The organism is Achromobacter veterisilvae, from assembly GCF_900496975.1.
Classification (GTDB): Bacteria; Pseudomonadota; Gammaproteobacteria; order Burkholderiales; family Burkholderiaceae_B; genus Achromobacter; species Achromobacter veterisilvae.
Genome location: NZ_UFQC01000001.1, coordinates 15056 through 32478, shown reverse-complemented (window position 1 = coordinate 32478; position 17423 = coordinate 15056). Strand labels below are relative to the sequence as shown.

18 protein-coding genes are annotated in these 17423 nt (G+C 68.4%); 8 read left to right on the top strand and 10 right to left on the bottom strand.

Features of this window, described 5'->3' with window-relative positions:
* Positions 1-60 precede the first annotated feature (60 nt).
* Both AVE30378_RS00165 and AVE30378_RS00160 read left to right on the top strand, forming a co-directional pair.
* Complete coding sequence (locus tag AVE30378_RS00165) at positions 61-567, top strand: 6,7-dimethyl-8-ribityllumazine synthase (protein ID WP_129238752.1); 507 nt, start codon at positions 61-63, stop codon at positions 565-567.
* Positions 564-1841, top strand: coding sequence for an MFS transporter (locus tag AVE30378_RS00160; RefSeq protein WP_129238751.1), 1278 nt, complete (start codon positions 564-566; stop codon positions 1839-1841). The genes AVE30378_RS00165 and AVE30378_RS00160 overlap by 4 nt, the downstream gene beginning before the upstream one ends.
* Before the next feature lie 25 nt (positions 1842-1866).
* On the opposite strand, the gene AVE30378_RS00155 is transcribed toward AVE30378_RS00160, so the two are convergent.
* A complete protein-coding gene (locus tag AVE30378_RS00155; RefSeq protein WP_129238750.1) occupies positions 1867-2853 on the bottom strand; it encodes an arsenic resistance protein in 987 nt (328 codons plus the stop codon).
* 137 nt (positions 2854-2990) lie between these two features.
* Here AVE30378_RS00155 and AVE30378_RS00150 point away from each other — a divergent pair, with 137 nt between their 5' ends.
* The 3 genes from AVE30378_RS00150 (at position 2991) to AVE30378_RS00140 (ending at position 4663) form a co-directional block, all read left to right on the top strand.
* Positions 2991-3611, top strand: coding sequence for a glutathione S-transferase family protein (locus tag AVE30378_RS00150; protein WP_129238749.1), 621 nt, complete (start codon positions 2991-2993; stop codon positions 3609-3611).
* 66 nt (positions 3612-3677) lie between these two features.
* Positions 3678-4031, top strand: coding sequence for a type II toxin-antitoxin system prevent-host-death family antitoxin (locus AVE30378_RS00145; protein ID WP_129238748.1), 354 nt, complete (start codon positions 3678-3680; stop codon positions 4029-4031).
* Positions 4031-4663, top strand: a complete 633-nt coding sequence (locus tag AVE30378_RS00140) for an ATPase (protein ID WP_129238747.1) — start codon at positions 4031-4033, stop codon at positions 4661-4663. Before AVE30378_RS00145 ends, AVE30378_RS00140 begins: the two co-directional genes overlap by 1 nt.
* Before the next feature lie 21 nt (positions 4664-4684).
* Here AVE30378_RS00140 and AVE30378_RS00135 read toward each other — a convergent pair whose 3' ends face one another.
* Together AVE30378_RS00135 and AVE30378_RS00130 are read right to left on the bottom strand one after the other, a co-directional pair.
* Positions 4685-5170 carry a DUF6644 family protein gene (locus tag AVE30378_RS00135; protein ID WP_129238746.1) on the bottom strand — a complete coding sequence of 162 codons (486 nt, stop codon included), beginning with the start codon at positions 5168-5170 and terminating at the stop codon, positions 4685-4687.
* Between the two features lie 16 nt (positions 5171-5186).
* Positions 5187-5573 carry a DUF6152 family protein gene (locus AVE30378_RS00130; RefSeq protein ID WP_208742328.1) on the bottom strand — a complete coding sequence of 129 codons (387 nt, stop codon included), beginning with the start codon at positions 5571-5573 and terminating at the stop codon, positions 5187-5189.
* A 211-nt stretch (positions 5574-5784) separates the two neighbouring features.
* Here AVE30378_RS00130 and AVE30378_RS00125 point away from each other — a divergent pair, with 211 nt between their 5' ends.
* The 3 genes from AVE30378_RS00125 to AVE30378_RS00115 all read left to right on the top strand — a co-directional run bounded on the left by AVE30378_RS00125 (position 5785) and on the right by AVE30378_RS00115 (position 8854).
* Positions 5785-6186, top strand: a complete 402-nt coding sequence (locus AVE30378_RS00125; protein WP_129238745.1) for a hypothetical protein — start codon at positions 5785-5787, stop codon at positions 6184-6186.
* A gap of 385 nt (positions 6187-6571) precedes the next feature.
* The gene (locus tag AVE30378_RS00120) at positions 6572-7921 is read left to right on the top strand and encodes an APC family permease (protein WP_129238744.1); all 1350 of its coding nucleotides are present in this window, start codon (positions 6572-6574) and stop codon (positions 7919-7921) included.
* Between the two features lie 57 nt (positions 7922-7978).
* Positions 7979-8854 carry an SAM-dependent methyltransferase gene (locus AVE30378_RS00115; RefSeq protein ID WP_129238743.1) on the top strand — a complete coding sequence of 292 codons (876 nt, stop codon included), beginning with the start codon at positions 7979-7981 and terminating at the stop codon, positions 8852-8854.
* 16 nt (positions 8855-8870) lie between these two features.
* Here AVE30378_RS00115 and AVE30378_RS00110 read toward each other — a convergent pair whose 3' ends face one another.
* The 7 genes from AVE30378_RS00110 to AVE30378_RS00080 all read right to left on the bottom strand — a co-directional run bounded on the left by AVE30378_RS00110 (position 8871) and on the right by AVE30378_RS00080 (position 17386).
* Positions 8871-10175 carry a type II toxin-antitoxin system HipA family toxin gene (locus tag AVE30378_RS00110; RefSeq protein WP_129238742.1) on the bottom strand — a complete coding sequence of 435 codons (1305 nt, stop codon included), beginning with the start codon at positions 10173-10175 and terminating at the stop codon, positions 8871-8873.
* 15 nt (positions 10176-10190) lie between these two features.
* A complete protein-coding gene (locus AVE30378_RS00105; protein WP_129238741.1) occupies positions 10191-10535 on the bottom strand; it encodes a helix-turn-helix transcriptional regulator in 345 nt (114 codons plus the stop codon).
* Positions 10536-10664: 129 nt separating this feature from the next.
* Positions 10665-11606 carry a S66 peptidase family protein gene (locus AVE30378_RS00100; protein WP_129239034.1) on the bottom strand — a complete coding sequence of 314 codons (942 nt, stop codon included), beginning with the start codon at positions 11604-11606 and terminating at the stop codon, positions 10665-10667.
* Positions 11607-11819: 213 nt separating this feature from the next.
* Positions 11820-12545 carry an RNA pseudouridine synthase gene (locus AVE30378_RS00095; RefSeq protein ID WP_129238740.1) on the bottom strand — a complete coding sequence of 242 codons (726 nt, stop codon included), beginning with the start codon at positions 12543-12545 and terminating at the stop codon, positions 11820-11822.
* 121 nt (positions 12546-12666) lie between these two features.
* Positions 12667-13761 (bottom strand): AI-2E family transporter YdiK, encoded by a 1095-nt coding sequence (gene ydiK / locus AVE30378_RS00090; protein WP_244234932.1) that lies wholly within the window; start codon positions 13759-13761, stop codon positions 12667-12669.
* Positions 13762-13896: 135 nt separating this feature from the next.
* Positions 13897-14997, bottom strand: a complete 1101-nt coding sequence (locus AVE30378_RS00085; RefSeq protein ID WP_129238738.1) for a PepSY-associated TM helix domain-containing protein — start codon at positions 14995-14997, stop codon at positions 13897-13899.
* Positions 14998-15007: 10 nt separating this feature from the next.
* A complete protein-coding gene (locus AVE30378_RS00080) occupies positions 15008-17386 on the bottom strand; it encodes a TonB-dependent siderophore receptor (protein WP_244234931.1) in 2379 nt (792 codons plus the stop codon).
* Positions 17387-17423: the final 37 nt, after the last annotated feature.

Genomic DNA, 17423 nt, shown 5'->3' with positions numbered 1-17423 from the left:
CTTCTTGACTCTTGGGAACGCGGCGCCGATCGATACGAGCGGCGCCGCGGATTTACGCTTATGCGGAATAAGACACAGATAAGACGCATCGCCTATATCCAGTCGAGCTGGCATTCCGACTTGCTGGCGCATGCGAGGCTGGCCTTCTACGAGCGGATGTCGCACTATGGATGGCCGCTGAACAGAATCGACACCTACGACGTCCCCGGCGCTTTCGAGATTCCGCTTATGGCCAAGCGGGCGGCGCTTTCCGGCCGGTACGATGCTATCGTCGGAGCCGCGCTGGTCGTCGATGGCGGCATTTACCGCCACGAATTCGTGGCGCAAGCGGTAGTCGATGGCTTGATGCGGGTTCAGCTCGACACGAATGTTCCTGTATTCTCGATGTCTCTTACCCCTCATCACTTTCACTCGCATTCCGACCACGAGAACTTCTTCTCCGATCACCTCAAGCACAAAGGCCAGGAGGTTGCGGATGCGTGCGAGGGAATGCTGGGCGCGCTGCGTCGATTCGAAACCGACCTTCCGCCGAACGATGCCAACAAAGAACCGGCGGGCGCCGCATGACCGATATCGACAATGGCAATGCCGGCACCCGGGCGCAAGGAGCACCGCGCCGCGAGCCGGACCGCTGGTTGCGGCCTTCTACCATCATCGCCATCGCCCAGCTTTTGGGGACGTCCCTATGGTTCAGCGCGAATAGCGCGGCGGCGGATCTCGCAAAAGCGTGGAATGTCACCGCGGCCGACATCGGCTGGCTGACAAGCGCCGTTCAGGCCGGATTCATTACCGGAACCCTGATCATGGCGCTCTTCGGCCTGGCCGACCGATATGCGGCCAGCCGGATCTTCGCGCTGAGCGCCGTCGTCGGCGCTCTTTTCAATGCTGGTTTCGCGCTCATCGCCCAGGGGTTGCCGGAGGCCCTGGTATACCGTTTCTTTGTCGGCCTTTCCCTGGCGGGCATTTACCCGCTGGGCATGAAGCTGATCGTAAGCTGGGAGCCAAGCCGGACCGGCGTGGCGCTCGCCCATCTGGTCGCCATGCTCACCCTCGGCACCGCCCTGCCGCATCTTCTGCGCGAGCTGGGCGCCGACCTGCCCTGGCAATCCATTGTGCTTGCGTCTTCCGCGCTCGCGGTAATCGGCAGCATCCTCATCTATACGCTTGGCGACGGCCCTTTCCTGCCCGGACGCGATAGGCGCCGCGATTACGGGAAGCGGCCGTCCGCCGCGGGATCGGGCGTCCTGGCGGCCTTCAAGGTCAGAGGCTTCCGCGCGGCCGCCTGGGGCTACTTCGGCCATATGTGGGAGCTTTACGCATTCTGGACCGTGGTGCCGGTCCTGGTGGCGCGTACCGGGCTCTCGGTGCTTTTTCCGGCTTTGGGCGTCCCGGGGATCTCCTTTGCCATCATTGCCGCCGGAGCGCTGGGGTGCGTAGCCGGCGGCATGCTGACCCGGCGCTACGACAGCGCGGCGGTGGCCCTGGGAGCCTTATTCATTTCCGGCCTGGCGGGCGGCATTTTCGCCCTGTTCTGGCAGGTACTGCCCCCCGCCGCGACCTTGGCGCTGATGCTGGTCTGGGGGGCCGCGGTGGTTGCCGATTCGCCGCAGTTCTCCGCCCTGTCCGCCCGCAGTTGCCCACCGGATCTGGTCGGCTCGGCCCTGGCCATCCAGAACTCCATCGGCTTTGCGATCACCGTGGTGTCGATCGCCTTGACGGCCGCATTGCTCGAGCGCGTCGGCCTGGACGCCGTGTGGATTCTCGTTCCTGGTCCGGTGGTTGGATTGCTCGGGTTCCTGCTGACCGCGCGCAAGCGCCGGACCGGGCCGGTTTCCGGATAAACCCGGCGGGCGGTTCCGGCCTTGTCTATTCGCGCGTATTCGCCGCCCGCCGCGGCCCGCCAAGCTTCGGCAGCACGCGTATGTATATCAGTTCGCTCAGCAGTTCCACCAGGGTCTGCGCGACGATGACGGCCGGCAGCAGCGGCACGGCGCCCGGGATCGCCAGGCCGAGCGGAAGGACGACCAGGGAGTTCCGCGTGGCCGTGCTGAACGCCACGGCCCTTGCCTGGTCCGCCGGCAGGCGCCAGAGGCGGCCGATTCCCCAGCCGATGGCCGGCGCAAGCACCGCGAATGCGAGGTAGACCGGAGCGACCGCCCTGACCTCCTCGAACGCCGGGCCAAGCCGGGGGCCGACGGCCGCGACGACGACGAACAGCACGAGCGCGGTCGCGGGCACGGGCAAGAGGCCGAGCAGGCTTGCCGCCGTGTCCATGGCCCTGCTTCGGGCGGCGGCGGCCTGGACTATGGCCGCCAGTGCCAACGGCACCGCGATGAGCCATATGAACGCGTGGAGGAAGGGGCCCCAGTGGACCAGGCCGGCGGCCTCCTCGCCGAGGAAGACGCCCAGATACACAGGCAGCAGGAGCATCTGCGCGGCCAGCAGGATCGGGGTCGCGGCGAGCAGCGGGCGCGCATCGGCCCGGCCAAGGTGTGCGAACGTCACCACGTAGTCGATGCACGGCGTCAGCAGCACGAGCAGCACGCCTGCCCTGGCCAGCGGCGCGCCGGGCAGCCAGGGCAGCAGGCATGCGACCAGCAGCGGAACGGCGATGAAGTTCGAGACCAGCAGCGCGGCCAGGAACCGGAGGTTGGCCATGGCCCGGCGAAGCTCGGTCAGCGGCACTTGCAGGAAGGTCACGAACAGCATGAAGCCGAGCAGCGGGTCGATGGCGGGTGCCAGCGCCGCCGATGCCGGGACGCGCCAGGCCAGGACCGCCGCGGCCGCCACCGCGCCAAAATAGACGGCAACCTGCCGCTGCTCCAGGAAGTCTCTTACGCGCTGTCGCGGCATGTCGGGGGGACGGGGCTGAGTAACGAGGGCCCAATCATAGCCTTGCGCGGCCGCGGGATCGCCGCGGCGCTCATTGCCCGGCGCGTCGAGGGCGGGGGATAATGGCTGCCCTACCCCCATGCCGAAAGAGGATGCCGATGTCCCGTTGGACCTTTTACTCCGCCCCTGGTACCTGCGCGCTTGCCACCCATATCGCGCTGCACGAAGCAGGCGCCGAATTCGACCTCGTCAAGCTGGACTTCAGCGCCGGGCAGCAGCAAAGCGCCGAATACCTGCGCATCAATCCCAAGGGCCGCGTGCCGGCGCTGGCGACCGAGCTTGGCGTGCTGACCGAGACCCCGGCGCTGCTCGCGTTCGTGGCGCAGCGTTTCCCGGAGGCCGGCCTGGCGCCCCTGGACGACCCCTTTGCGTTCGCCCGCATGCAGGAACTGACGAGCTACCTGGCTTCCACCGCCCACGTGGCGCATGCGCACAAGCGGCGCGGCGCGCGCTGGGCGGACGACCCGGCCGCGCACGAGGCCATGCGCGCGAAGGTGCCGCAGGCCATGACCGCCTGCGCCGCCTACCTTGAATCGCAGATCGCCGGCCCGTGGGTGGCCGGCGACCGCTACAGCGTGGCCGACAGCTATCTGTACACCGTCGGTAGCTGGCTGGAGGGCGACGGCGTCGACATGGCGCAGTTTCCCAAGCTGACGGCCTATCTGGCGCGCGTCGGCTCGCGGCCGGCCGTGCAGCGCGCGCGGGCCGAGGCGAGTTGATTCCCTGAAATTGGCCAAAGTGGGAAATTTGGGTAAAATGGCCCGACTGTTTCCTGGAGCATCGCCATGACTGCCCATATCGCCTATCCCTTGGCTTCCCTACCGGTCGCGGCGGCTTCGTCCGTCAAAAAGGACGGATGGCGCGGCATGATGCGCGCGCTTGCCGCCGAGGGCAAATTGCTCATCACGAATCACAACCAGCCCGAGGCCGTAATTCTTTCCACGGCGGAATACACGCGCCTGGTCGAAGCGGCGCAGGCGGCCAGGAACGCATCGCCGGATCCTCTCGTGGAATTGCGCCGCCGCTTCGATGAACGGCTGGCCGTGCTTGCCGAGGACGCCGCGGGCGACGCGCTGCGCTCGGCGATGCGCTCTCCTGGCCAGCTTGGCGGCCGGGTCAAGGCGGGTTCCACGTTCTGATGGCCCGGCCGGTCATTTATGTGCTGGCCGGCGTCAACGGCGCCGGCAAGAGTTCGGTCGGCGGTTACCTGCTCTCCCAGCAGGGCGCGACCTGGTTCAATCCGGATTCGTTCGCGCGGGCGCTGGTCCAGGAATTCGGCTACCAACAAGAGGACGCAAACGCCGCCGCCTGGGGCGAAGGGGTGCGCCGCCTGGACGAAGCGATAGACAAAGGCAGGTCTTTTGCGTTCGAAACCACCTTGGGCGGCGATACGATCACGAAACGGCTGCTTGCGGCATCGGCCTCCCACGACATCCTGATCTGGTTCTGCGGATTGCGCGACGCCGAGCAGCATATCGCCCGGGTGCGCCAGCGCGTTGCGCAAGGCGGCCATGACATCCCCGAACCCCGCATACGCCAGCGCTGCCTGACGTCGGCGCGCAACCTGCTGGCGCTGATGCCGCGCCTGGCCGAATTGCGCGTCTACGACAACAGCCTGGAAGCGGCGCTGGGCGAAGCGATACCGGAGCCCCGGCTGGTGCTTCATCTGCGGGACTGCGGCGTGCTTTTCCCCGCCTCGCTGCAGGATGCGCTGGGGACGCCAGATTGGGCCAAGCCGCTGGTCGAGGCGGCGCTCGAAGACGCCGCTTGAGGCGCCCCGCCTGTCCCGGCCTTACAAGAACCCGATCCAGCGCCCCGCCACCAGGCAGCCCAGCCACAGCAGCAGCGATGCGCCGGCCTGCGCGCGCATGGCGCCGCTGGCCCTGCCCTGGTCCAGCACCCGGGCCCAGGCCCGGCCGCGGCGCACGGCCCAGGCGTTGAGCGCGCCCGCGCCCAGCAGGCCCATCTTGACGAGAAACGCGGGGTTCTGGAGGTATTCCAGCGGGCGGACGCCAAACAGCATTGCGCCGGTCAGCACCGCCAGCGCCAGGCCGGCCGCGGCGGTGCGCGCCAGCACGGGCGCGAGCACGGCCAGGGGGCCGGGCCTGAGCAGGCCCAGCAGGCGCAGGTCCAGGGGCACGATGGATCCGATCAGCAGGCCGATGGACCCGATGTGCGCGGCGTTCACCAGCAGGTACAGCGTGCCCGACCGCCGCAGCCAGATCGAGGGCGGCATGGCTTCGAGCTGTTCCAGGGCGAGCCGCAGCAGGTCGGGCATCGTCGCGGTCCGCGGTTCAGGGCTTCTGGATGCGGCTGGGATAGATATCGTAGGTCTTGCCGCCCACCTTGATCTGCACGGCCTTCATGTGCTTGTTGGCCGAGTCCCGGTCCCGGTTGCCGATGGCGGTGACCGTATCGCCGGGCTTGGCGGAGCCTTCGACGAACCCCGCTTCTTTCGTCTGGTTGGGATTGCCCAGCTCGACGCGCCAGACCCCGTCATCGGTCCGGACGTCCAGCCAGGGATGAGGCGGCGCGATCTGGACCTGCTGCACCGTGCCCTGCAAGGTCATCTGCTCGGACTCGGCCCACGACCAGCCGTGATGCGCCATGGCCGCCATCGGCGCGGCCGCCAGCCCGGACAGCGCCAGGCCCGCCAAATGCATGCGTAGGAAACGCTTCATGTCGATGCTCCTGAGTTGAGGTGGGCTCCCTTCCCCGCGCCCGGCGCCGGCCCGGCAGGCAAATACCCAGTTTCAGTGATTCACAAGTACCCGTCCGCACGATCTAATCCCCGGTGATGAAGATTCTGCAATCTGACGGGAAATGCTGACGCCGACGAACCATTGTGCCGCCCCGCCCGCCTCATCCGCAACGCCGCAAGCGGATACCGACGTGCCGCTGCGCGATCTGGTGTACCGGCACTCCAGCGAACTGGAACGGCTGCTGGAAGCGCACGTGCAACGCATCGATCCCGGCTTCGCGCAGGCCTTCGGGCGGCATGCGCAAAGCTATCGCGAGCTTGGCCGTGCGAAATTCTCGTCCTGGCTGTATGGCGTGACATTGCGGCTGCTGCGCGACTCGGTGGCCGCGGGACTCGCCGGGCAGCCGGACTTCGCCCTGCGGTTCCTGGGGGGATTCCCGCAGCCCTTGGCGCGGCCGATGATCACCCTCGCGCTGTCCAGCGTCAGCTATGTAGCCTGCGCCATCTACCTCTGCAAACCGGCTTGCGCCGCGCCTCGGGATATTTCCCTGCCCGCGGACTGGGAGGCGTGCGTGGCCCGGCACCTGCGATAAGCCAATTGTTTGGCCGATTTTATTTTGAGAAATTACTTTAAATAATTTACTTTAAGATTGATAATAAAATTATTAAAATCAATAAGTTATAGAGTATTTTTAATGTCGTTTCACGCAGGAAGCTTTACCCGGGCCAGGGGCTTCCTGCATTTTTTCGGGAAAACCCGAAGAAACTTTTCCCGAGTCGCGCCGGTCGCTTAAATGTTCAGGAGAGCGTCAGGCGCCGTGGCCGAGCGGCGCCCTCGCCCGTCCCCGCCGCCTACTCGGGAGCCCCGATGACACCGTTTCCTGCGCGTTCGTCCGCGAGTTCCATCCGTTTGCTCCTGGCGCGGCGGGCGCCTCATCCGGCCGGCGGCGCTTCCCGGCGCGCGCGGAGCCCGGGACGATGAACGGCGCATCGGACGCGGCGATGGGGCGGGCGCCGGCTGGCCTGTCGGTGATGGATGCGACGATGGTGCTGGTCGGGGTGGTGATCGGCATCGGCATTTTCGGCTTTCCGCCCCTGGTGGCGCAGCACGCCGGATCCGAGGCGGCGTACATCGCGCTGTGGTGCGCGGGCGGCTTCGTGATGCTGATCGGCGCGCTGTGCTACGGGGAACTGGGCTCGGCCTATCCCGGCGCCGGCGGCGAATACCTGTATCTGACGCGCGCCTGGGGCCAGCGCGTGGGATTGATGTTCGCCTGGGCGCGCTGCACCGTGATCCAGACGGGCGCGATTGCGGTGGTCGCTTTTATCTACGGCGATTATGCGCAGCGCCTGGCGCCGTTGGGCACGCACGGCCCCGCCCTGCACGCCGCGATCTCCGTGGCGGCGCTGACCGCGCTGAACGTGGCCGGCACCCGCTATTCGAAGCGCCTGCAATGGACGTTCACCATGCTGACGCTGGCCGCGCTGGCGGCGGTGCTGATCGCCAGCCTGTCCGCCACGGGAAGCAGCCCGCTGCGAGGCGGCGAGCCCACGCCGCTGACGGGCAATCCGGCCGGCCTGATGGGGATGGGCATGGTGTTCGTGCTGCTGACCTACGGCGGCTGGAACGAGGCGGCCTACCTGAGCGGCGAATTGCGGGAGCCGGCGCGCAACATGAGCCGGGTGCTGCTGATCGGCACCGCGATCGTCACGGGCGCCTATGTCTTGATCAACCTGGCGCTGCTCCAGATCTTCGGCCTGCAAGGGCTGCGCGATACGCCCGCGCTGGGCGCGGACGTCATGCAACTGGCGGCCGGCCCCTACGCCGCCGCCCTGCTCAGTTTGACGATCTGCGCCACGGCGCTCAGCACCATCAACGGAACCATCATCACCGGCGCCCGCGTGTATTGCGCGCTGGGCCGGGACGTTCCGCGTCTGCGCCCGCTGGCGGCCTGGAGCGCGCGCAACGACACGCCGGCCGTCGCGCTGCTGGCCCAGGGCGCGATCACCCTGGCCCTGGTCGCGCTGGGCGCGTTCAGCCAGAACAGCGTGCAGACCATGGTGGCCTATACGGCGCCGGTGTTCTGGATATTCATGCTGCTGGTCGCGGGATCGGTGTGGCGGCTGAGGCGCCTGGATCCCGACCGCCCGCGGCCCTTCCGCGTTCCCCTCTACCCGCTTCCCCCCGCGCTGCTGGCGCTGGCGTGCGCCGGCCTGGTGTATTCCAGCGCCGTCTACGCGGGAGCCGGCGCCCTGATCGGGCTGGCCGTCCTGGCGGCGGGCCTGCCCATGCTGCGCCTGCTCAAGCCGGACCCGGCGCGGCGGTAGCCGCGGCGTCTCCGGGCGGCCGGCCTTCCGAGTCCCCCTACGCAAGGAGCCTACATCATGCAGATCGCGATCCCCTCCCCATCGGCCCGCGCCCGGACAGGCGCGCTTCGGTTCCGCCAGGCGATGCTGGCCTCGGCGATGGCGCTGGCCCTGGCCTGCGCCTTCGGCGCCAGCGCCCAGCCCGCGCCGAAGGCGGCGCAGACCGCCGAACAGAAGAAGGAATATGTGCCCGACGTGGGCCAGGACGGCAAGGACGTCATCTGGGTGCCCACCCCGCAGACCCTGGTGGACAAAATGCTGGACATGGCCAAGGTCACGCCCAAGGACAGGCTGATGGACCTGGGCTCGGGCGACGGCCGCACCGTCATCACGGCCGCGCAGCGCGGCCTGCGGGCCCAGGGCATTGAATACAACCCGGACCTGGTCGAACTGTCGCGCCGCAATGCGGAACGCGCGGGCGTCGGCGACCGCGCCACGTTCGTGACGGCGGACCTGTTCGCCACCGACCTGTCGAAGGCGGACGTCATCACCATGTTCCTGCTGTCGACGATCAACGAAAAACTGCGGCCCAGGCTGCTGGAGCTGGCGCCCGGCACGCGCGTGGTCTCGAACACGTTCCGCATGGGAGACTGGGAGCCGGACGCCGAGGAAACCGTCACGCAGGATTGCAGCACCTATTGCACCGCGCTGCTCTGGATCGTCCCCGCCAAAGTGCAGGGCAAATGGGACGTGGGCGGGCAGACGCTGCAACTGGACCAGCATTACCAGAAACTGTCGGGCAGGCTGGGTTCGGTCCCGATCTCGGACGCGCGGCTGAACGGCACCGAAATCGCGTTCACGGTGAACGGCGTGCGCTACCAGGGGCACGTAAACGGCAGGACGATGAGCGGCCAGGCCGCCGGCCAGGGCAACTGGTCGGCCAAGCGCGCGTAGCGGGCTGGCGGGCGCTTTAGTGGTGGCGCCACGCCATCAGCGAGGCTTCCACGTGGGCGATTTCTTCGGCCGTCATGCCGGCCATGTCGTAGAACCGCCGGCGTTCCGCCACCACCGCGCGCACGTGTTCGAGTATTTCCCTGGCCGCGGCTTCGGAGCGTAGGCCGAAGCGCCGGTACTCGCTCAGGCAGTTCTGGAACGAGCTTTCCCGGCCGGCCGCGCCGATATGCAGGTAGTGCCTGGCGGAGCCTTCCTGCGTCACCACGTCGAACAAGGGAGACAGCCGGTAGCTATGCGCGCGCTCGTCCTTCAGGAAGCCGACGTTCTTCAGGTGGTCGTCGGTATTGTGGACGGCGACGTTCAGGATCATGCGCGCGTACAGTTCCTTCAGGTCCTGCACCGGGTTCGACGACACGCGGCGGGCGACGTCGGCCAGCCGGGCGTAGGAATACGTGGCCTTGCCGCGCGGCCCGTCCAGTTCGCGCTTGCCGATCTGCACGGACGGGCTGATGAGCGCGGCCCCGCTCAGGAAATGGCGCCGCGCGACGACGGGCTCCGCGCCCTGCCCCGCGGGCAGCCGTTCGCGGTCGAAGCGGTGCGTCAGCAGGACCGCCCCCAGGTGCGTTTCGGCCAGGCGGATGTCCGGCACGGTCAGGCCGATGGCCTTGGCCATTTGCAGGTTGGCGTATTCGACTCGCTGGCGGTCATAGGAATCGCCCTTGCGCGGAAACTTGGCGATCCACATTTCGCCCTGGTCGTCGCGCACGATGGTCTTGGGGCGCGCTCCGCCGATGTCCCAGGAACTGCCCAGGATGTCGCGGTACAGGCCCTTGGGCTTGACGCCCTGGTCGATGTCGGTCAGCAGGTCGGCCAGCGACTCCAACTGGCCGATTTCGGGCAGGCGGTAGGTCTTGCGCATGTTCGGCGTGAGCTGCCGCGCGCTGAAGAACAGCGCGCCCACGCCCATGCCCCTGCCCTTGAGAAGGACTTCGTCTTCGGTGATGCGGGCGCCGGCGTTGTCGACGCGCATGACGTTGCGCCCCCAGGCGTCGGGCGCCGCATCGAAGATCGCGCCCAGCGTTTCGTAGCGGCTCTCGGTGCGGAAGGTGGTCCTGGCGTCGACCAGCGGCAGGTTCAGCGGATCCAGCGCGAAGGCGCGCGGATCGTCCGCGTAGGACTGCACGTAGGTGAATTCAGCGAAAAAATGGTTCTCGTCCGAGTCGTCCAGCGTCAGGACGCCGGCCAGCACCGCCTCGCCGCGGATGTCGATGTAGACGAACAGTTCGCTCTCGACCGATTTGCGCTTTCTGGTGGGCGCCATGTCCGGGGCCGGCGGCTATAGCCGGGAAGGATCGGCGCGATGCGAATGCAGCGCGCCGGCGCTGCCGCGGCTGGGCCGGCGCACCGCGTCGAGCCGCTTGCCGACGCCGTCCTGGTCGGGGTCGCCCAGCGCGAAGACCTGGTCCGCGAACCCGTACTGGAGCAAGGCTTCCAGGGCGAGCGTCAGCGACACGCCGCCGTCGCCGCGTTCCAGGCGGGCGATGGTGGCGCGGGACACGCCCATGCGGCTGGCCAGCGTGGACTCCGTCTCGGCGCGGCGCAGCCGGGCGGTGCGGATGTTGGCGCCGATCCGCGCGAGCGCTTCAGCGGCGTCGAAACTGGGTTCGAGCTTCTTTTTCATGACTCAATAATAGTGCTTTACAGCAGAAATTGCACGATAAATGAGTCAAGGGCTGTTCTAGGCATGACTCATTAATGAGTCACATCCATATATTTTGCGCCATTAATGGAGCATTTTAGGGATTTTGCCTTACACCGTCACCGCCTGTTCCAGGCGCAGTGCGCCGCGCCCCGTATCCAGGGTGACGCGGGCGCCCAGCGGCAGGGTCAGGTTCGGATTGCCGTGGCCGCTGGGCCAGCCGGCCAGCACCGGGATCCCGCGCGCCCGGAATTGGTCCAGGATCAGCGGGTACAGCATGCCCTGGGCCTGCGCGTCATCCATTTGCACGCCAAGGATGCGCGTGAAGTTGCCGACCAGCACGCCCTTCAGGCCGTCGAATTTGCCCGCGGCGGCCAGTTGGCTCAGCAGCCGGTCGACCCGGGGCAGCGCTTCGTTGACGTCTTCGATGAAGAGGATGGCGTCGCGGGTGTCGATTTCGTTGGGTGAGCCGATCAGCGCGGCGATCAGCGCCAGGTTGCCGCCGATCAGCCGCCCGGTCGCGGTTCCCGGCACGAGTTCGGTGGCGCTGGCGTCCGGCGGCGGGTCGATCCACGCCCCCTGCCCCACTTGGCCGCCGACCATGGCCAGCAAGTGCGATTCGGTGGGCTCGCGTTTGCCGGCCAGCAGGTCCTGCGCCAGCATTGGGCCGTGGAAGGTGACGAAGCCGGCGTGCCGCTGCATGGCCAGGTGCAGCGCGGTGATGTCGCTGTAGCCGATGAAGGGCTTGGGGTGGCGGCGCAACAGGCTGAAGTCGAGCCTGTCCAGCAGGCGCCACGAGCCGAAACCGCCTTGCAGGCACCACACCGCACCGATGTCCGGCGAGGCGAAGGCCGCGTGCAGGTCGTCGAGCCGTTCGGCGTCGGTGCCCGCCAGGTAATCGTAGGGGGCGTCCAGCCGCGCGCGCGAGGCGGGCATGACCTGCGCCGCGAAACCGCGCGCTTCCAGCCATTCGGCGGCGAGATCGCTGGCGTCCGGCGCGGCGGATGCCGGCGCCACGATGGCGACGCGGGCGCCCGGCTTCAGCGCGGGCACCGCCGACGCGGCGGCGCCGGCGTGGGAAACCGGGGGCGCGGGCCGGACCGGCGCCGCCGGCTGCCGCGGGGCAACCGGCGCGCGGCTGGCGCATCCGCCCAGCACGGCGGAGGACAGCCCCAGCAGGCCCGCGCCGATGAGGAAGCCCCTGCGTCCGCCGTCCAGGTTCCGGTCCAGGCCACCGCGCGAGTCCGACATCGTCATTCCCGCCTCTCAGAACCGTTCGTAGGGCAGGCGGTAGCGCCATTGCCCCGCCGCCAGGCCCGCCATGGGCAGGCGCCCGATGCGGATGCGCCGCAGCGCCTGCAAGCGCAGGCCGGCGGTCTCGCACACGTATTCGATGAATCCCGGCGCCGGCGTCTTCAAGGCGAAGCGCAGATGGGTTTCGTTCTGCCAACTGACCTTCATGGGAACGGCGGCGCGGCCCTCGTAGGCCAGGCCGCGCTGCAGGCGCGCCAGATCGCCCTCTTCCAGGCGGCCCGAGACCTGGGCGACGTATTCCTGTTCGACGTGGCGGCCCTCTTCCACCAGCTTGCGGGCCACGGGATATTCCTGCGTATAGACCAGCAGCCCGCTGGCGGCGCGCTCCAGGGGAGTCGCCAGCCGCAGGCCGTTGAACATGCGCTTCAGGTAGCGCTGGCCGGACCTGTCGCCTGGCATCAGGTTCCCGGGCACGATCAGGTCGCGGGCGGAACCCGGTTCGTCATTGGCGTACAAGCCGGCGGGCTTGTGCACCAGAATGGTGACGGGGCGCGCCTCTTCCAGGCGCGCGCCCGGCAGGAGGCTGACGGCCTGGCCCGGCGCGACCCGGTATCCGGGCTCTTCCACCTTTGCGCCGTCCACGGCGATCCAGCCGCCCTCTATATAGCGTTCGGCGTCGCCCCGCGAGCAGGACAGGTCCGCGGCCACGCGCTTGGCCAGGCGCACGCTTTCGCTCATCGCCGCGCCGCCTTGGGCGAGGGCCCCGCGGGCCGGTGTGGATAGGAAAGAGCGCAAACGAACGGGTGCAGCGTCATGGGGTGTTGCCGGGGGGTGTTGCCTGAAAGTAACGCATCATAATTCATGGGCCTTGGTCCGGCGTCTCCGCTTCCACGGGAACCGGCGCGGGCGCCTCGTCGATCCAGGCCTTGAGCAGCGTCTGGGTCACGGCCAGGATCACCGGGCCGATGAAGAGCCCCACGATGCCGAAGGCGAACATGCCGCCCAGCACGCCTGCCAGGATCAGCAGCAGCGACAGGTTCACGCCGCGCTTGATCAGCATCGGCCGCAGCAGGTTGTCCAGGGTCCCGACCACCAGCGCCCAGACCAGCAGCACCGCGGCCGCCAGTTTCATGTCGTTCTGGAACAGCCAGGCCACGCCGCCCAGCATGGGCAGGAGCGGGCCCAGTTGCGCCAGGCACAGCATGACCATCAGCGCGGTCAGGATGCCGGCCGCCGGCACGCCGGCGATCCACAGGCCGATGCCGCCCAGCGCGGACTGCACGACCGCCGTGACCACGATGCCCAGCGCCACGGCGCGGATCGCCATCCCCGCCAGCCGGACCGCGGACATGCCGCGCTGCCCGGCCAGCCGGTTGAAGAAGCGCAGCACGAAGTCGGCGGCCACGTCTCCCTTGAAGTAGAGGATGCCGGCGATGATGACGGTGATCAGCATGTGCATGACGAACACGCCGACGATGGCGGCATGGCCCAGCAGCCAGCGCGCGGCGCCGGTGATATAGGGTTCCAGCCGCGCCAGCAGCCCGCCCGCCCCGGCGTCCGACAGCGTCTGCCATTCGGTTGCGATCCGCGGACCCACCAGCGGGATGCTGCGGATCCAGCCGGGCGGCGCCAGCAGCGTGTAGTCGGGCAGGCTTTTGATGGTGTCCATGATCGCCCCGCTGTGCAGCGCCAGCGTGGCGATGGCCTGGTACAGAGGCAGCACGATGACGAACAGCAGGAGGAACAGCATGGCGATGGTGGCGATCCAGCGGCGTCCGCCGCAACGGCGCTGTATCGCCAGCAGCACCGGCCAGGTGGCGACGACGATGGTGCTTGCCCAGATCAGGCCGGGCAGGAACGGCCGCAGGATGTAGAGACTGCCTATCATCAGCCCCGCAAGGATGACGATGATGAGCAGAATGCGGGCAATATCGGCTGATTGGCGTGGATTCACCCACTGCTCCTGACAGGGCTTTCCGCCCTGGATGGTGGCGCATGGCAGCCCGGGGCGATGCGCGCCCATGCGTTCCCGACGAATTTATCCGAAATCGGGTTCCGAACGCCAGCGCCTCGAGCGCCGGCGCTGGATTCAGCGCGCCCGCCGGCCGGCGCCGCGATCGGCGATCCGCCGGACCGGCCGCCTGCGCCACCACAGCCATATCCCGCTGATGCCCAGCGCGCCCAGCGCCAGCCCCAGCAGCGCAACGATCGCCTCGCCCACGGCGCCGCCCAATTCGCCCGTGTGCAGCGGATAGAGGACGGAGTTCACCCTGGCGCCGGGGTCGAGCTCGTCCCAGCGATGGACGGCGATCACGGCGGCGCTGCGGGGGTCCAGCCAGACGGTGGTGCGTCCGTTGGGATGCGGATCGCCGGGCACGCGCAGGCGCACGGCCATCGGACGGTCGGTGCGCGGGGTATAGAGCAAGTACCCGATCGTGGCGCCGGGCTGCGCCGCCAGCGCCGCGGCCGCGAGTTCGTCCAGCGGCCGGATCGGCCCGCCGCCCGGCGGCAGCGCCGGCGCGACCACGCGCGTATGGCCCAGCGCGTAGGTGATCCAGTCGCCGATCGGACGCCACGCCAGGTAGGCGCCGGTGGCGATGCTGACGGCAAGCGCCAGCGCGAGGACGGCGCCCCCATTGCGGTGCACGTCGAACAGCGCGCGCAAGGCGCCTTTGCCGAACGCCATGCGCAGCGAAGGCGGCCACTTGCGGGGCCACCAGACGACCAGGCCCGACACGCACAAGCCGGCATACGCCAGCGCCGCCCAGGCCAGCACCGCCTTGCCGGCCTTGTCGAGCATCAGGGCGCTGTGCAGGCTGAAGAGCGCGGCGACGAAACCTTCGTCGTCGCCGCGGCGGCCCTGTTCCTCGCCCGTCGCCGGATCCAGGAAGACGATGCCGCTCCAGGCGCCGCGCACCCTCGCCTGCAGGGTCTCGCCCGCCTTTCGCGGCGGCCGGAAGGTGATCGCGGCGTCCGCCCCGAACTCCGCGGCCAGGCGGCTGCGCAGCGATTCCAGCGGCGCGGCGCCCTGCGCCGGCGCGTGGCGCGCCACGAAGTACGCCGGGTGCAGCCATTGGTCCAGGGGCCGCGCGACCGCCAGCAGCGCGCCGGTCAGGCCGGACAGGATCAGGATCCCGCCCAGGCCCAGCGCGATCCAGCGATGGCAGAACAACCACAGACGGCGCGGCATGATCGTCCGGTCAGTACGCCAGGCGGGCCTGCACGTAGATCATGCGCGGCGCGCCGACCATCCGTCCGCCGTTGGTGTCGACGTTGCGGGTGTAGTAGCGGCGGTCGAACAGGTTGTTGACGCCCAGGGCCAGTTCGCTGCCCTTCCACTCGGGCAGCCGGTAGCTGAGCTGGGCGTTCCAGACGCTGAAGCCCGGCACGCGGCCATTGCCGGCGTCGGCGGACTCGCGCTCGGTATTGGCCGTGTCGGAATACTGGCCGCTTTGCGCCGTGGTGTACAGATTGAAGGCCCAGTTGCGCAGGGTGTAGCGCCCGCCCAGCGTGCCGGTCTGGCGCGAGTAGAACGGCACGTCGTTGCCCTCGAATTCGCCGGATTTCTGGATGGCGCGCACGTAGGTGTAGTTGGCGTAGACGTTCAGGCCGGCCAGCGGGCCGGACTTGTCGAAGTCGTAGTCGATCGCGAATTCGACGCCGTTGTGGGTGGTCGCGCCCAGGTTCCGGAAGACCGCCGGATTGGTGCCCGGGACGGACAGGATCTGGTTGTCGAACTTCAGGTTGAACGCGGTGAATTCGGTATGCACCTGCTCGCCCGAATAGCGCACGCCGGCCTCCAGGGTCTTGGCCACTTCCGGACTCAGCGGATTGGACGCCGACATAGAGTTCAACTGGGTGTACTGCACGGCGCCGAACGAGGTGCTGTAGTTGGTGTAGAGCGTCAGCGCGTCGTTGACCAGGTAGGCGATGTTCAGCGACGGCAGGCCCCGGCTGTTGCGCACGTGGAACGCGGAGTCGTCGGCCGTGCCGTTGGGCTGGCGGTCGCTGCGTATGCGTTCATAGCGTATGCCCGGCGTCACGCGCCAGTTGCCGTAGGCGATGCGGTCGTCCAGATAGATGGAGTGCGCCTCGGTCTCGTTGTCGAAGGTCTGGGCGGCGCCGGTCCGCAGGCCGGTCAGAAGCGATTCGGAGTAGCGCTTGTCCTGCCCGGTCTCGTGGATGTAGCGGTAGCCCACGGTCACGTCGTGCGTGGTCGGCCCCCACTCGACGCGCTGCGTGTAGCGCGGCTCGATGCCCAGGACCTGGTTGTTGCGCGGCTGGTAATCGTTGCGTCCGGTGGCGGTGTTGATGAGCGAGCTTTTGCGGGAGCTGTCGTAGTGGTAGACGCGCGCCTCGAACTCCTGCGTATCCGAAATCGAGTTCAGATAGCCGACGTCGACCTGGTCGCGCTGCCCTTTCCAGTAGTCGGTGGGATGGGTGTTCTGGAACGGGTCGTCCTGGTACTGGGCCACCGACAGGCCGCCGGGCGTCATGGATTTGACGTCGTAATGAGAGAACTTGCCGTAGATTTCGGAGGTCGGCGTGAGTTCGTAGCGCCATTTCAGCGCCACGTCGTTGTAGCGGTCGTGGCTGCCGTCGCGCCACTGCTCGCCGTTCATGCCCGAGTACATCAGGGCCACGCCCAGGCTGTTTTCGAACTGCGTGCCCAGGAAGGCCGTGTACTGCGTGTTGGTGCCGCCCTGGCTGAAGACGTTGTAGCGGGCCGAGGCGTCGGCCGTCAGATCGCCGGTGTTCGGGATCGGGCGCGTCTTGAAATTGATCACGCCCCCGACGTTCTGCGGGCCGTAGCGCACCGCGCCGCCGCCGCGCACCACGTCGATCGATTCGATGTTGCCCAGGCTGGTCGGGGACATCACCAGATTGGGCTGGCCGTAAGGCGCCATGGCCATCGGAATGCCGTCGAGCAGCATCGTGGTGCGGAAGGAATTGCGCGGATTCAGGCCGCGGATGCCCACGTGCAGGCCGACCGAGCTGCCGGTGGCGCTGGTGCTGCCGCTGATCTGCACACCGGGAACGCGGCGCAGCACGTCGGCGATGCTGGTCGCGCCGCTGTTGGCGATGTCTTCCCGCCGCAGCAGCGTGCGCGCGCCGCCGAAAGTCTGCACGCTGTTCTCCAGGCCCGTGCCCAGCCAGTCGCCGCTGACCTGGATCGCCTCCAGGGTGCCGGACCCGGCGGCGGTGGCCGGGCGCGCCGCCGCGGCGCCGCGCAGCACGTAGCCCTGCCCGGGCTGCGGCACGGCCGTCAGGCCGGTGCCGCTCAGCAGCCGATCCAGTCCGGCGCCCGCCTCGTAGCTGCCTTGCAGCCCCTGGGTGCTGAGCCCCGCCGCGTCCTCGGGCCGGAACGACACGGTAATGCCGGCGGCCTTGGCAAAGTCGGCCAGCGCCGGTTCCAGCGGCCCCGCCGGAATGCGATAGGCGCGCGCGGCAGCCTGTTGGGCGGTCTGCGCCAGCACGGGCGGCGCGGCGGCGAAGGCGGCGGCCAGCGCCAGGGTCAGGGCCAGCAGGCGCGGCGCGGCGGCGGCGCCGCGCAGTCGGAGTTGATATTGCGGTCCCACGTTACACATCCCTTTCGGATCATCGATGCGCGGTATG